This is a genomic window from Vibrio hepatarius (genome assembly GCF_043642085.1).
Taxonomy (GTDB): Bacteria; Pseudomonadota; Gammaproteobacteria; order Enterobacterales; family Vibrionaceae; genus Vibrio; species Vibrio hepatarius_C.
Genome location: NZ_JBHZSA010000003.1, coordinates 364,270 through 380,053 on the forward strand (window position 1 = coordinate 364,270; position 15,784 = coordinate 380,053).

Below are 15,784 nucleotides of genomic sequence, written 5' to 3' on the forward strand. Positions count from 1 at the left end.
TTTACTCACTTCACTGAAATCTAATCATGGCTTAGGTACACTCAAATATTCACTCAAAAAACATGATACGAATAAATGGAAAACGTACTTTCAAAGGAATGGAAAAACATTGAGTGGGTCTTGACGGATGTCGACGATACGCTGACTTGGCAAGGTCAATTACCCCCTGAAACACTGATTGCTCTCAGTGCTCTTAAGCAACAAGGCATCAAGATTGTTGCTGTAACTGGCGCATGCGCAGGTTGGTGTGATCATATCGCCCAACTTTGGCCAGTCGATGCAGTACTGGGAGAAAACGGGGCGTTTACCTTAGAAAAGGGGGAACGTGGGATTAACTTAACAAGCAGTGTTCCGCTCGAAACCATGCGCGCGCAACAAGCAGAACTCAAGAGCCAAATCGAACAACTGCTAAGCCAATACTCGGATGTAAACTTAACTCTCGATCAAGCGTACCGCTTATGTGAAGTCGCCATCGATATTGGTCAAAACCGCGAACCACTTGATCCCACGTTAATTGAACAACTTGTCGCTCAAATCCATCAGCTAGGCGCCCATGCGACAGCGAGCTCTATTCACATCAACGCCTGGTATGGCGAACACTCTAAGCGCAACAGTGCCTTTGCTTACCTGAAAAACAAAGGGCTTAGCCAACAAAATGTTTTAGATAAGTGCTGCTATGTGGGTGATTCACTCAATGATCAGCAAATGTTTGAGACATTGCCGATGACGGTCGGCGTTAAGAACATCGAGCACTATTGGCACAAATTGAGCCATAAACCGAGCCTTGTCATGAGTCAGCTAGGCGGCTTTGGCTTTGCCGAATTTAGCCAGCAGTTGCTCGCACTCAAAAACGCAAATTAATACCCTACCAACCTCTCACTTTGAGCAATCATTGTGGGGCTTCGCCTCTGGATGGGTCACGACTCACTATACTTTAATTAGAGCGTCGTGATTCCAAGGAGGCAAACCATGGACTTTACGGAAAAACTCAGACTAAGAGGCAAAGCTGAAGAAGACCTTTACTTCGCCCACTTAGATCAAGAGCTAATAGAAGCGATACATAACAACCCACATTGGTTGGAAGAACACCAAACTCACCACCCTGATGATGAGCCAAATCTTGTCGACACTTTAAGTAAGTAACCTTTTTGACAAGATACCAAGCTGAAAGGGATTGATAATGGATTAATTGAAAAAGGCAGAGTCCCCCCTGCCTTTTTGTTTTTGCTGTTAACGGCTTAAGCTTAAATTAGCTTCTTACGTACATGCACGACCAATGCTTCAGCCAATACAACCACAGCGAAAATGCTCACTAGTACCATAGATACTTTCTGCCACTCAAATAGGTTTTGAGCATCATTAAGCACCACACCAATACCGCCTGCACCAACCAAGCCGAGTACGGCAGATTCACGCACGTTAATGTCCCAACGAAACAGCACAATCGAATAAAACGCTGGCATTACTTGAGGCCAGTAGCCTTTCATCAAGATACTCGCCCAAGAGGCTCCTGTCGCTTTTAGCGCCTCGATGGTTCCCATATTGACTTCAGCAATTGCCTCCGCCAATAACTTACCGACAAAACCGACACTACGGATCGCTATCGCCATAATCCCAGCCAGCACACCGGGGCCAAACAGTGCAATGAAAAGCAAAGCCCAAACCAATGAGTTTACTGAACGCGATGAGACCAAAAAGAACTGTGCAATCCAGTTTAGCGTCTTACTTGGTGTAATATTTGGCGCATTCAGTAGTGCCAGTGGAATCGCCAATATCAAAGTAAATAACGTACCTAAGGTCGCAATATGTAAGGTTTCAATCAGCGCGTCATGGATAGTTGTCGGATAGAAACCATAATCGAGAGGCACCATGCGGCCGAACATATCCGCAAACTGCGCTGGCGCGTCATAGAGAAACTCTGGAATAATCTCGACTGTCTGCCAAGACCATACAATGGCCGAAACAAAACACAGGTAAGCCGCGAACCTTGCAATGCGCTCATTAAAGGTAAAGCGTTGCCATTCTCTATCAATAGAAGCTGTCGTCATTAGAAGATTCTCCTTACTACATTAGACAAGAACTCACCCACTAGAATCAGCGCGATAATCGTAATCAGAATCGCCGCAACAAAATCGTAATCAAAACGTTGGAATGCCGAGAATAAAGTCCCGCCTAAACCACCTGCCCCGACGATGCCGACCATGGTCGAGTTACGTAAGTTTGAATCAAGCTGGTAGCTAGAAAATCCAATGAAACGCGTAAATACCTGCGGCATGACTGCAAATAGAATCACACTGATAAAGCTCGCACCCGTCGATCTGATCGCTTCGACTTGTTTAAATGAGATCTCTTCAATCGCTTCCGCAAACAGTTTGGCGATAAAACCGATAGAAGCAAAAATTAGCGTCAGAATCCCCGCAAGTGCGCCAAAGCCCACTGCTTTTACAAACAAGATGGCGATGATGACTGGGTGGAATGAGCGACATAATGCGATAAAGCCGCGCACTGGCGTCGACACAATTGATGGCATCATATTACGCGCGGCCAATAGGCCTAAGAAGAGCGAAATCACGATACCAAAGAAGCTAGAGATAATCGCAATTTGTAAGCTTTCCGCTAGGCCACTTAGAAGCAGATTTGAGCGAGAAAAATCAGGTGGAAACATACGAGAAAGTAAGCGCTCGCTTTCACCAAAACCTATAATTAATCTATCTAGTGTTAGATCTAAAGTCGAAAAGCTATAGAAAAAATAAGCCACGACAACAGCGACACCTAAACGGCTTGCCCATGATGCTTTAAATGGGTTTTCGACATTGATTGACGCAGAAGATGAAGAGCTTAATCCAGCCATGACTCACCTCCGTAAATGATCTTGAGATCTTCTTCACTGATGCCTTCAGGACCACCGTCATAGTGAACCTTGCCGTTACACATACCGATGATGCGGTTAGCAAAACGCTTAGCTAAGTTCACGTCATGGATGTTCACCAACACAGGGATCTGTTTTTCTTTGGCGAAAGTTTCCATCAGCTCCATGATCTCAACCGCGGTTTTCGGGTCAAGTGAAGAGGTCGGTTCGTCGGCCAATAAGATATATGGGTCTTGCATAACAGCGCGGGCAATACCTACACGCTGACGTTGACCACCAGAAAGGCTGTCGGCACGCTGATTAGCAAAATCTTGCAAGCCTACGAACTCCAAAAGTTCGAACGCTTTCTGCAAGTCTTCTTTTGAGTAGTTACGACGCCAAGCATTCCATGAAGACATGTAACCCAAACGGCCACTTAAGACATTTTCAATCACGGTTAGGCGTTCAACTAAGTTGTACTCTTGGAAAACCATACCAATATGACGACGCTGTTTACGTAAAGCCTGACCGTTCAGTTTGGTTAGGTCTTCCCCTTCAAATAGGATCTCACCACTGGTTGGGTCATTGAGGCGATTGATACAACGAAGCAAAGTACTTTTACCTGTGCCCGATGGACCAATGATGGCAATAATGCCCGGTTGGTCGATATCAATATCAATACCTTTAAGGATTGGCTTACCTGCCACGTATTCGTGAAAAAGGTTGTTGATCTTTATTCCGTCATACTTATTTCTGTCACAGCTTGCTACAGCCATACTACTCTTCCTTTTTAATATCTTGAGCCTAAGTTTAGGGTGTACGATGCCCTGAGCCCTACACACAGGACACCGTACTTATTGGTTGCTATTTATTGGAGAATTATTGGTTGGTCGCTTGCTTTGCTAGCTCTGCCGCTTTTTTCTTAGCGCGCTTCGCAGCATCCTTTTCAGCAAGTTTCTTCAGGCCCGCTTTGGTGTAAGCCGTACCCGTTGCGTGTGCGATATCACGAATAACCGCCCACTCTTCTTGATAGGTAATTGGTGAGAAACGATCAGCACCTTTAAAGGCATCGCTCATTTCTTCAGTAAAGCGGTAGCTAAAGAAAGCTTCGTTAATCTTCTCAGCCAGTTCAGGTTTTAGGTTGTAAGCGTAACCAAATGCAGACGTTGGGAAACGAGGGCTGCGGTAAATGATTTTCAGCTCAGAATCATCAACACGACCCGCTGCAACCATACGGTCATACACGTCTGATGCAACTGGCGCTGCATCGTAGTCGCCGTTGTATACGCCTAGGATAGATTGGTCATGCTTACCAGAGTAAAGCACTTTGTAATCTTGATCAGGCACGAGACCTTGAGCTGGGAATAGCGCACGTGGAGCTAGGTTACCTGAGTTAGAAGAGGCTGAGGTATGAGCAACTCGCTTACCTTTAAGATCCGCCATCTCATTAATGCCGCTGTCTTTACGTACGATGGTCACTAGGTTGTAGCCTTGAAAGCCTGATTCGTCACCTTTTACTGCGATAGGTACATAACCCGCTAGGTTCACTGCGTAACCTGTTGGACCTGTCGAGAAACCAGCAACGTGAAGACGACCTGAACGCATTGCTTCAACCTGCGCTGAGTTTGAGTGAACAGTGTAGTAGATAACCTTTTTGCCCGTGACCTTGCTTAGGTGCGCTTGGAAATCGGCAAACGCATCTTTATAAAGTGCTGGGTCTTCTACTGGCGTATACGTAAACACCAAGGTACTTGGGTCGATCCACTGGTTGGCATCCTTTGGCGCATCTGCCACCAAGTCTTGGTTTTCATCACAGTATCTATCATCCAAAACCCCACGAGTAGCACACTCACTTGCCATCGCCAGAGAAGGTAGCAGCAAAGAGCCAGCGATTAACAATCCATTTACACTGTTTTTCATATTAGAACCTTACATTCACGTTATTGTTGATGTTCTCTTTCCATATTGCAGGTGGCGTGCCAATATTTTAACCCTTATTTTTCAGCGACTTAAATAAAGCCCAAAACAACCAAAAACACTTTGGGTCATTGGTGTCCAACGCTAGACAATGCATTTGGGTCATTTGTGTCCCATAAATTTCACTCGGTGAATCTACTCTTACTGCTAGTGAATAAGAGTGTGATAGCAAGCTGGCTAGATATTATCTGAATAAAACCTAATCACATCGAAAAATGCCGAGCCAGTGTGTTAGCAAGATCATAGAGTGAATGAATAATTCGATATGATTATCTGCTCTGTTCACATAAATCGATCACCTGTTGTAGCCTGCGCATAAATATGTACCCACTCCATTTAGATAAATAATGGATCACCTCCATTATTCTTTTACTTTCATGGGGTTATTTGGAATAGAAATGCAACCGTTTGGCCTTAATCTACTCTGAAATCAATGTTTCAATTTGAAGCATTTCACACTAATAAGCCGTGCAGCGTGATAGCCTTTGCCTGCTCCCTAAAATAGGCAGCTCAAACCGACAAGCCGCAACTATGTGTTCAATTGGATATTGTCGACAAGCGGCAGATACTGCTCCTCATAGTCTAAGGATCTATTATGAAGAAGACCCTCTTATGCTCTGCACTCTTCACATTGAGTGTGTCTGGATACAGCTTTGCAACCGACGCTCCGACTACAACCAACTACAGTGATAAAGCGATCGAATACCTCGCTCAAATTGCCGATGGCAGTGATGGGATTGGTGCTCGCCCAGCAAGCTCGGCTAAAGAAATTGAGGCTGGCGAATGGATCAAAAACAAACTGACACAAGTAGGCTACGACGTAATAACTCAACCTTTCAGCTACGAGAAGGGCGGTAAAACGAAGACCTCAAACAACTACATTGTTGAAAAGCCGGGACTTTCAACAGACACCATCGTCCTCGTCGCACACTACGACTCTACGGGCGACGACCACGGCTCATTAGGCGCGACTGATAATGGCGCAGGACTGGCGGCCGCAACTGCCATCGCTGAAGCCCTTCATGCGGCGCAAGAGATCCCGTATACCGTTAGAGTTCTATTTGTCGGTGCAGAAGAAAATGGCCTTAACGGTTCTAAACATTACGTCACCGATGCGCTCAAGAAAGACCAATTAGACAACGTCATTGCCATGATTAACTATGACACTGTCGGCGGCGGCGATATTGTTTATGTTCACGCGGCACACTCTGATTATAAGCAATACCAAAAGACCTGTGAAGCGATTGGTCTTAGCGATAAAACCTACAATAACGAGACGTGGGTTCGCGATGGCATGCTCGCCGCTTCAATTGATAGGATCGGTGAAGAGCAAAAGTATGTCGTCCACCCTGGCTTCCCGGGTTACCCAGCAGGAGAAACAGGCTCTTGGTCTGATCATGCACCGTTTGCCTGTGCAGGTATTCCAATCGCCTATGTCGAGTCGACCAACTTTAATATCAACGGCGAAGAAGGCTATGACGGCTACTCACAGACCGAGAACCCAATGATGTGGGACTGCTACAATGCTGAGAACAAAACCGCTTGTGACCGCAAAACAGAAACTAAGTGGGGTAAGATTTGGCACACTGAGTTTGACCGCCTCGATAAACTAGAACAAGCCTTCCCTGGACGAGTGAATAAACAAACCAAAAACAACGTCGAAGTGGTTGTGGAGTACTTAACCAACAACAAGTACTTCAAGCAGTCTTAGACGCTAGCGTTATTACGACACAAAAAAGCCCGAGTTAACTCGGGCTTCTTTATTAGCGACGATAGAATTAGATATCCATACAGTTCGCATAGTAAGTGACCGTTGATGGCCAATCACTGAACACGCCAAGAACGCCAACATCTTTCGCCAGTACATCTAGCACTTTCATCATGTCACCATCTTGATTGATCTGCTCTGTCACGGTTTGGTAGTACCAACCGCCACCTTGAGCTAAAGGACCTGAGCGCTCTAGTGTCCAAGCGATAATATCGAGATCCGCTTGCTTGGCTAACTTAGCGTACTCTGACTGCACAATCGCGTTGTTGTCATCAAGTTGAATCAGTGCGTAAAGCGGTGGTGCGATGATTTGTACGCCCTCTTTTGAAAGCTCCTTCATGTTTTCCAACGTCGCAGTAAAGCCTTCTAGGTTGTAAACACGGTCATCTAAGTAGACAGCTTGCTTACCAAACTCTGGCTCATTCTTAATCCAGTATTTCACATCATCCAGATTAAACGACTGCACGTAAGCATCTTTCGCAGAGAAGCCTGCTGCTTTAAGCTCATCAACCAATTTCTGAGCGTAATCTTGCTGGCTAAAGCCTTTATATGGCATTTCGACTGCCGCTGATTTCAGCTCTGGCGTCACCTTCACGCCATGCTTTTTGAAAAGCGCTGCACTTTCAGCATGAGTCATCAAAGTACCCGTTTGAGAGTAAAGATCGGTACGCCAACCCGGTGTGCCGTTCATGTACTCTTCAATCGTGGTTGCTTTCGGATTCGCACCATCCATTTTGCCTTTAAGGGTTTTGAATTCCGCTAACGTGAAATCTGATGTACGGCATTCCACTTGCGCATCTTCGCCTGTTGCAGGGTTAGCAGGCTTGAACGGTACAGAACACTTCTTGGCTAGCTCAGGGTGAGCTAAAACGTCGGTCGTGGTATGCAAATCACTTTGTGAATGACGACAGACCAATTCTTTATCTTTGGTAAACGTCACATCGCATTCTAGAACGCCAGCACCCATCGCAATCGCCGCGAGGTAAGACTCTTTAGTATGCTCAGGAAACTGCATTGCAGCGCCGCGGTGGCCGATAGAAAAGTCACTACGATAAAATGGGCCAGCCTCGCAGCTTTCCAATTTGGTTTTCAGTGGTCCCTCTTCCATATCACTAACTAGATATAATGGTCGAGGACCGACTTGAGCGGGTTCATTGCTCGCCATAGCGACAGAACTAACACCTAACAAAAGTGCGATACCACTGGTTAAGATTTGCTTCATCTGTTGATTCTCCTTGCAGCAAATAAGTTTGTTTATTAACAGGCTCAGTGACTTAGCGTTATGGCTCGCCTTTGACGAAACATTCCCTAGCTTTTTACTCAGCCTATTGTCTAAATAGCACGCAACGTGCCAAAAACTTTTCGCTTATAATTCAATCAGATAAATATAATACTTTTATTAAGCTTCTATGATGGGTCAATTATGTCTTGTTGATTATGCCTTAAAATTCCCTTTATCGAGTTGATGCTTTTTCATCTTACGATAGAGGGTCTTACGTGGCAGGTTGAGTCGCAGTGATACTTCATTGATGTTGCCAGACATTTCAATCAGTGCTTCAGTTAGTACATTGCGCTCATACTGCTCCATTTGTTGTTCAAAGGCGAACGCGTCATTCCCTTGAGTCGGAGGCGCTTGCAGATCAAAGCCCTCGCCCACAATTCCGAGCACAAAACGGTCGGCGACATTTCTCAGCTCACGAACATTACCGGGCCAATCATGACGGCACAGTTGCTGAATTTGCTCAGAGTAGAGCGTTGATGGGCGAGTTTTGTATTTCTGGCTCGCTTGCACGACAAAGTGGCGAAACAGAGATTGAATGTCTTCTTTGCGCTGCCTTAGCGGCGGCAGATTTAAGCTGGCAATGTTCAAGCGATAGAAAAGGTCAGCGCGAAACTCACCTCGTTTACTGAGTTCGGATAGATCGGCTTTACTCGCGGCGACCACAACAATATCGACCGGAATTAAGCTGTTCCCGCCGACACGTTCGATGACGCGCTCTTGGATCACGCGCAGCAATTTAATCTGCACGGCTATTGGCATGCTTTCGATTTCATCAAGGAACAAGGTCCCGCCATGCGCTTGCTCTATCTTACCAATGCGTTTTTTATTCGCGCTGGTAAAGGAGCCCGCTTCATGACCAAATAGCTCACTTTCAATAATGCTTTCTGTCATCCCGCCACAGTTAATCGCAACAAAAGGTTTGTCTCGGCGCTGAGAATATTGATGCAAAGCGCGAGCAATCACCTCTTTACCTGTGCCCGTTTCGCCATTGATAATGGTATCCACCCCAGTACGTGCGAGGGCGAGCACTTGAGTTCGCACCATCTCCATTTGGCTAGACACACCAATCACCACTTCTTCAATCGGTAACTGCGTTGACTGAGAGGCTGCCTCAGGCACATTACGAATATGAGTCGCCGCCAAATCGAGCTTTTCAATCAACTCATCGCTTTGCAAAGGCTTCTCAATAAAATCAAATGCACCAAGCTTCATCGCTTCAATCGCCATAGGTATATCGCCATGTCCACTCATTAAAATCACTTGGCATTTTGGCGCGCGGCTTTGAATCGCATCGAGCATGGCTAAACCATCAAGGTTCGGCATACGAACATCACACAGCACCACTTGTTTGCTATCAAGAGATAACGATTTCAGACCGAGTTTAGGATCGGTAAAACTCGTCACACTGAACCCTTCGAGCTCTAGCATCTCGCTCACCGCTTCAACCACATCCAATTCATCATCAATGAGGGTAATGTTCTTTTGCATAGCCATGGTTATCTGCCTTGTTCTAGATGTACAACGAACTCACTGCCGACATTAAGCTGTGAGTTAACTCGAATCGAACCACCAAAATCCTTGATGATGTTAAATGCGATGGAGAGACCTAAACCTAAGCCCTTGCCCACCTCTTTCTGGGTGTAAAACGGGTCAAATATATGTGGGATATCTTCAGCGACAATCCCTTTGCCATTATCTTTCACCGCGATCGTCACAGCGTTGTCCGCACACTCTACACACACGACAATCAATGGCTCAGAGCACTGCTCTACGGCATCAATGGCGTTACTGATGAGATTGACTAACACTTGCTCTAAACGTATTGGATTCGCTCGCACGCTCGCCTGTGATGACAGAGAGCAATCTAAGACGATTGGGATCTGTTTGTTGGCAAAAAGCTCGATTGCATCGTTCACCACAGGCATCACCGCGACCGAAGAAATTTTGCCATCACTCTTACGTGAAAAGGCTTTAAGGTGATGAGTCAATGCCGCCACTTTGCCCAATAAAATCTCAATCTTATGTAAATTCTGTGTCGCTTTATCGGCACGATCTTGCTCTAACCATTTCTGTGCGCTGCGAGTATGACTGCTGATCGCGGTCAGCGGTTGATTGATTTCATGGGTAATGCCCACACTTAACTGACCTAATGCGGCGAGCTTACCCGCTTGCACTAACTCGTCTTGCGTCACTCTTAATCGCTCTTCGGCCATGCGACGCTCTTCGACCTCAGCTTCGAGCTTTTGATTGGTCTTTTTCACCACCTTCGCGGTCGCTTGAAACACCTGTAGAGACTTCGCCATTTGGGTAACTTCGTCATGCCCTTTAAGCTCTATTTGAGTATCTAAATGCCCGGTTGAAATAGCGAACATGTCGTCTCTTAAATTCAGCAATCGCTCCAAGATATTTTTACGCACATAGAACCAAGCTACAGCGGCCGCCGCAAAGAGACTGAACACAGATAGCACCAGAGAGAAAGTGCGATTCGAGGCGAGAGACTTTTGAACTTGAGCGATAGATGAGTCAATTTCTAAGTTCACATTAGAGGTATTACGTTCAATTTGAACCGACAGTTGATGCAAATATTTACGACTGTTTTCCAGCAAAAACTCTTGTTGGTAATGGTGCTCCAACGCCTGATTTTTTAGCTGGACTAGTCGACTAGAACGCGAAGCCAAAGTGTAGATAACCGAAAGCTTTTCATCTAACGCTGGTAGCGATTCAGCAAGACCACTCGCCAACCACAAGCTAAACCATTCTTGACCAAGTTGCTCCAAACGATAAGTGGTGTAATCGAGCTCATTAAAGCTGCCATCGTTATACAGTTTTTCAACTAGACCTAATTGATAGAACAGCAGTGCTTTGAGCTGGCTATATTGAAGGCGAGATTTCTGGCTCTCGGGCAGGTTATCAAGCTCCTCACTGACTTGCTGCAGCAGCGGATAAAAACCTTCCAGTAAGTTGCGTAGCTCTTTATTTAGTTGTCGGGAGTCTTCACCACTTTGGTAGAGCAAACTTAAGCTGTTACTCACCTGCATGATTAGGTCTTTAAAATAGGCGTGGTATTCAGGAAAATGGGCCAGAACCAGATTCATACCATTGATGCTCTCTTCGATGCGTACCATCGCATGACGACGCTCTAGGTTAGAGTCTGCAGCAACCAGTTGAGAGGCATCGGTAATCACCAAGCGCACCATATCATTGAGGCGTGCTGCTTGTTCTAATGCTGGGATCTCTTTTTCTTTTAGATCGACCAACGCCAGCTCTAACTTGTCGTAGGTGGTCGAGCTGTACAACGCCAACAGCAAGGTCGTCATCGAGAGCATCGCAAGCGCTAACCCAAGGCGAACTTCAATACCGCGCCACTTGAACTTGCTACGGGAACTATTCTTTCCGATTGGCTGAGTGCTACGCACATCTGGTTCTTGGCTAGCTATCTGACTCACAAGGATATTCTCTACGACTGAATAAAGCGCACTGGTTTGCACCCCAGGCGATTAACAAATCACATAAAACATCACTACATTTTATTAATAAAGCCATGAGTATCAGATTTGTGCAATCGGTAGTGACAAATTCTGTAATTCTTGAAGTTGAGCCTTAATAGGAAATAGTCATAAAAAAAGCCACTCGAACATCGAGTGGCTAATCAAAAATAAACAGGCAGTGGATTGTTTATTTTTTCACAGTAGAGCTCAAATTGAGTTCCAAACTTCTTCTCTGTGTCTTCCGAAGCATTAATACGTTTCGAACACACCTGAATTGTAATCTTGAATTGCTTGTTCTATTTCTTGCATGCTGTTCATCACAAAGGGACCATAGTGCACCACAGGCTCATCAATCGGTTGACCGGAAAAAATCAGCGCACCACTTTGCGCCTGTGCCTCTAATGTCACGCGCTCACCTTTGCTTAGCAGCGCTAATTCGCCTTGCTTTAGACGCTGCTCTCCAATATCCAACTCCCCTTTATAAGCATAAACCATAACATTAAATTGCTCCGGAAGTTCTAAACTTGTGCTCTGGCCTTCATTCACTCGCCAATCCGCGACACTGAGCTCTACACCCGTTTTATCAAGCGGACCACGTAGCACTTGTTCATCAGCAATGATTGTTCCTGCTAACACACGCAAAAGACCAAGCTTGTCTGAGGAGTACTCAGTGATGGTTTCTGGCTGAAAATCAAAATACTGTGCAGGTTTCATCTTGTCGCGCGCAGGTTGATTAATCCAAATTTGAAAACCGTGCAAATCGCCTTCTTCCATAATTGGCATTTCGCTATGAATCACGCCTCGCCCTGCTGCCATCCACTGCGCCCCGCTTGAGCGAAGCTCACCGACATTGCCCATATGATCTTTATGCTGGAAGTGCCCTTTCATCATATAAGTCAGCGTCTCAATACCGCGATGAGGGTGCGGTGGAAAGCCGCCCACGTAATCTGCTCGTTGATCCGATTTAAGCTCATCGACCATCAAAAATGGTGAGAATTGCGCGTTGTTGAAGCCTGCTACTCGTTGGATTTTTACGCCGTCACCATCAGAAGTCGCATGCGCTCGGATGATTTGATTAATTGTTCTCACATTGCTCATAACAAAGCTCCTTGGTGTCACTCTTGACTGAATGAACTCAGTTTAGCGCTTTGATTGAGCAATATGAGCGGAGGGATTAGAGCTAGTCGTTCAAAAAAACTGAATAAGAAAAAACTAGCCAGTCACTAAAGTATTTAATGATTTTGGCACAATCACTTTATGTACTGGCGCAACGAAAAACATATACACCTTGCCAAAGATATTTTTTACATGCACAACTGTGGTGGCATGTAACGTCACACGATTGCCATCAGGAACTAGCAGAAACGATAAGCGCACATTGAGGTGCTTATCGCAATCTTCCACTACGATTTCATGATGACGCAGACTGACAATTGAGAAGATCCCGACTTGATCGCCAACGTTGTACTCTTCAATCGGTTTGTTTTCTTCTAGATCCGCCATGCGGCCTAAGTGTTTTAAGCCAAGTTTCGACACGATGCGATTGCGTAAATCCATTAAGAAATTAACCCATTTAGGTGTTCGACTGACCATCTCGAAGTAAATTTCTAACGCCGATTCTCCTTGATAAGGAAGCTCGATTGAGTAGCTGTCAGCAAAATAGGCTTGGGGAAGATACAGGTGAATATCAGCATCAGCAGGCAGGTCCATTGGCATTCTTTACTCCATTTGTCGTTATTCAATCCACCTTATCGATTAACACCGATAAAACAAAGGCGAGGTGATTAAATCCCTCGTTTTGTCTCACCAATAATACGTGCTAGTGACCACATGGAACATCATCTCCCTACACCGTAACTCCTACTCTACTCAGAATGAACTGACTTGTTGCATTGGGCATTTTTTGAAAAGATCCGTTTGAAAAAACATAAGTAACAAACATATCAGTTAGAAATTAAGGCATTGAAATATCGTCGCTTGTCCACTGCTAACTCTGCAAGTATCGGTTAAGTGTTCCGTTTTCTACCTTCAATTTCTTGCCCAAAATTCAGGTTCAATTAAATGCAAATTAGGACTGTTTTCTCAACGCTCTTTTGCCTGTTATCGTTAACAGGCTGCGATTTCGCTCAAGAATCAAATGAAGAACAGGAAGCATCTGTCACTGAGATAACGTTTAGTGAAAAAGAACTTTCATTACCATTGGGCGTCAGGCATGCCTTAAAGGTAAACGCAGTCTTCTCAGATGGGCGTATTGACGAAATCCCCGGCTCCCCAGAGGTAAAATTTGTCGTTGACGATACTCAGCTTGCTTACTTGGACAATGACGAAAACAACGTCGTCGTTGGACAGACAATTGGCAAAACTTCAATTCGCGCACGTACCAGGCTCAACTCAACGGAACATCAAAGTCGCATGACGTTAGTCATTACGCCTCCCGTTATACAAGAACTTTCTCTGCAATCAGCATCTACAGCAATCACTGCTGGTGTCCCTCTAATACTGCAAGTCATCGCAACAATGAGCGATGGTTCTCAAATGAAGATTACCGACAGCTCAATTCTGAAGTGGGAATTTGATAAAAGTGGTATCGCAGAGATTACTTCATCAAAAGATGGGATAGTTGTTACCGGAATTGAAAAAGGTGAAATCAAACTTTCAGTTAGCGCTGGCTCTTTTCGGTCTACAGTTGTTACCAACAAAACGTTTACCGTGATACCCAAAGACTATGCGATTAAGCTGAAGAAGGATGCTCTATCTCCTCTCGCTCGCTCCGTTTTTGCAGGCTATGACATTGATGATGTAAAAGTTCGACATAACGGGTCAGTAAGCTTTGATTTGTTGAATGCAACACCGCGCTACCTGAACAATCCATTGGTAACCATAAATCATCAGCACTTTCGAATTGATGCGGTAATCCCTCCATTTCAAAGTGTGCATTTCGACTTACCGACATGGTTTGATAAGCCAATCACCTCTGCGTATTTTGTCGAAGAGCAGCCCTTGTTCAAAGCTCATGTACGAGCTTATGCCGATATCAATCAAAACGATGATAAGTACGCACAACCAACGTCAGAAAACGTCCATCAATATGAAAAAGAGCTGCGGGGCTTTAAGCAGTTAATGAACAACTATGACTATAACCATAGATTTATCGGTTTCATCCAAAACTACATGAACTCAAAAACACGCATGGTTCGGCATGAGGATCATTGGTGTGAAGTAGAAACGCTATTGAGCTCAACTCGTTCACTAGAGAGTAGCTCGAGTGACTTTGCCAAATTCAAAGGCAATGACAACTCACCGCATACATTAAAACACGTCAGCCTGATTGCGAATAAGCCAAGTGCCACCTATACGATGTTGACCCGAGATGCCAACGGTGTGGCAACCGTTGGCGATGGATGGCTAAGTGTACGCAACTACAGGTTGTTTACTGAAGGCGCGACATCACCTAAAACAACCTACCTACACGAAAAGATGCATAACCATGGCTTTGGTCACTCTGGCGGTATGACTTATGGCTATCCCTCTGAAACGGGGACATTTGTAAATCGTTACTGGGAACAGTTTTATGAAGATGGTGCCGTAGAAGCCTCAACACCAACACTTGCGAGCCGATACGAGATCAAAGATCTTGGTGAGCAATTTAGGTTAGATATTTCGTTTTTGGATAAGATCTCATCTGGCTCATCAACGCGAGATATTGATAAGTTCATCTTACTCACCACCTCGTTGCCCGAATTGAAAAATAGCTATGTGATTGATCATCAAAATAACGCTAGAGAAATTTTCCCACAGTTCAATTCTGGTTATGAGGGTACGTATGTGTTCAACGATCTGGTCAACATCAAACCTCAAAGCATAAGTGAATCCAACTCTAACAGTGCGGTATCAAAGCTGGCCTTTATTTTTGATAAGCCGCAACAAGCAAGCGAGAACAAAATCCCTGCGTCGATTGTCTTTATTGGTGGTAGCGAGGCGGATACCAAGCAGCAAGCCAATCTGGTGACCAACTATTCTGGCTCAGGAGGATTTATCAGTGAAAGTGGGCAATACATTTATCTATTTAAGCAATGGAATAAAAGTGACAGTAACGTTTTCGTGAATGAGGTAAATACCTATTCTCCTTCTGAAGCTGAACAGATTTGTAGTGATAAGGGACTCACTCTAGGAACTCTAAAACCGTATCGCTCAGATGAGATGATCGCTTTTCAAACCAAATATCAAACATATGGCACTCAAGTAGGGCTTTCGTATGAAACGGGAACACCAATAGCTATCTCAGTTCCAACAACTTATCGCCCCAACACTATCAAAGAAGTAGAAAAAGGCGCGGTCATTGTGTGCAGTAAATGATCATTCATCTACGCCTGTCCAACATTTTGCGAATAGAAAAGCCGCTCAATGAGCGGCTTTTCTAT

13 protein-coding genes are annotated in these 15,784 nt (G+C 45.0%); 4 read left to right on the top strand and 9 right to left on the bottom strand.

The genetic code is table 11. The features are described 5' to 3' along the window. Positions 1-75 precede the first annotated feature (75 nt). Positions 76-861, top strand: coding sequence for an HAD-IIB family hydrolase (locus ACHUFZ_RS07780; RefSeq protein WP_394126658.1), 786 nt, complete (start codon positions 76-78; stop codon positions 859-861). A 108-nt stretch (positions 862-969) separates the two neighbouring features. Then, positions 970-1,143, top strand: coding sequence for a hypothetical protein (locus ACHUFZ_RS07785; protein WP_394126659.1), 174 nt, complete (start codon positions 970-972; stop codon positions 1,141-1,143). A gap of 101 nt (positions 1,144-1,244) precedes the next feature. Here ACHUFZ_RS07785 and phnE (ACHUFZ_RS07790) read toward each other — a convergent pair whose 3' ends face one another. From phnE (ACHUFZ_RS07790) to phnD, 4 genes are all read right to left on the bottom strand, one after another. After that, positions 1,245-2,048: a phosphonate ABC transporter, permease protein PhnE gene (phnE, locus tag ACHUFZ_RS07790; protein ID WP_394126660.1), complete on the bottom strand. Its 804-nt coding sequence runs from the start codon at positions 2,046-2,048 to the stop codon at positions 1,245-1,247. Beyond that, on the bottom strand, positions 2,048-2,851 hold the full coding sequence (phnE, locus tag ACHUFZ_RS07795) for a phosphonate ABC transporter, permease protein PhnE (RefSeq protein ID WP_394126661.1): 804 nt from the start codon (positions 2,849-2,851) through the stop codon (positions 2,048-2,050). The genes phnE (ACHUFZ_RS07790) and phnE (ACHUFZ_RS07795) overlap by 1 nt, the downstream gene beginning before the upstream one ends. Beyond that, on the bottom strand, positions 2,839-3,624 hold the full coding sequence (gene phnC, locus ACHUFZ_RS07800) for a phosphonate ABC transporter ATP-binding protein (protein WP_394126662.1): 786 nt from the start codon (positions 3,622-3,624) through the stop codon (positions 2,839-2,841). The genes phnE (ACHUFZ_RS07795) and phnC overlap by 13 nt, the downstream gene beginning before the upstream one ends. A gap of 103 nt (positions 3,625-3,727) precedes the next feature. Next, positions 3,728-4,768 (bottom strand): phosphate/phosphite/phosphonate ABC transporter substrate-binding protein, encoded by a 1,041-nt coding sequence (gene phnD / locus ACHUFZ_RS07805; protein ID WP_394126663.1) that lies wholly within the window; start codon positions 4,766-4,768, stop codon positions 3,728-3,730. A gap of 652 nt (positions 4,769-5,420) precedes the next feature. Here phnD and ACHUFZ_RS07810 point away from each other — a divergent pair. Further along, positions 5,421-6,536, top strand: coding sequence for a M28 family metallopeptidase (locus ACHUFZ_RS07810; protein WP_394126664.1), 1,116 nt, complete (start codon positions 5,421-5,423; stop codon positions 6,534-6,536). A gap of 67 nt (positions 6,537-6,603) precedes the next feature. Here ACHUFZ_RS07810 and ACHUFZ_RS07815 read toward each other — a convergent pair whose 3' ends face one another. The 5 genes from ACHUFZ_RS07815 to ACHUFZ_RS07835 all read right to left on the bottom strand — a co-directional run bounded on the left by ACHUFZ_RS07815 (position 6,604) and on the right by ACHUFZ_RS07835 (position 13,073). Beyond that, on the bottom strand, positions 6,604-7,815 hold the full coding sequence (locus ACHUFZ_RS07815) for a glycerophosphodiester phosphodiesterase family protein (protein ID WP_394126665.1): 1,212 nt from the start codon (positions 7,813-7,815) through the stop codon (positions 6,604-6,606). Between the two features lie 213 nt (positions 7,816-8,028). Beyond that, complete coding sequence (locus ACHUFZ_RS07820) at positions 8,029-9,369, bottom strand: sigma-54-dependent transcriptional regulator (RefSeq protein ID WP_394126666.1); 1,341 nt, start codon at positions 9,367-9,369, stop codon at positions 8,029-8,031. 2 nt (positions 9,370-9,371) lie between these two features. Then, positions 9,372-11,201, bottom strand: a complete 1,830-nt coding sequence (locus ACHUFZ_RS07825; protein ID WP_394126919.1) for a sensor histidine kinase — start codon at positions 11,199-11,201, stop codon at positions 9,372-9,374. A gap of 411 nt (positions 11,202-11,612) precedes the next feature. Beyond that, positions 11,613-12,461, bottom strand: a complete 849-nt coding sequence (locus tag ACHUFZ_RS07830; protein ID WP_394126667.1) for a pirin family protein — start codon at positions 12,459-12,461, stop codon at positions 11,613-11,615. A gap of 114 nt (positions 12,462-12,575) precedes the next feature. After that, the gene (locus ACHUFZ_RS07835) at positions 12,576-13,073 is read right to left on the bottom strand and encodes a DUF2867 domain-containing protein (protein ID WP_394126920.1); all 498 of its coding nucleotides are present in this window, start codon (positions 13,071-13,073) and stop codon (positions 12,576-12,578) included. A gap of 351 nt (positions 13,074-13,424) precedes the next feature. On the opposite strand from ACHUFZ_RS07835, the gene ACHUFZ_RS07840 reads away from it, so the two are divergent. Next, the gene (locus ACHUFZ_RS07840; protein ID WP_394126668.1) at positions 13,425-15,719 is read left to right on the top strand and encodes a hypothetical protein; all 2,295 of its coding nucleotides are present in this window, start codon (positions 13,425-13,427) and stop codon (positions 15,717-15,719) included. The last annotated feature ends 65 nt before the right edge of the window (positions 15,720-15,784 follow it).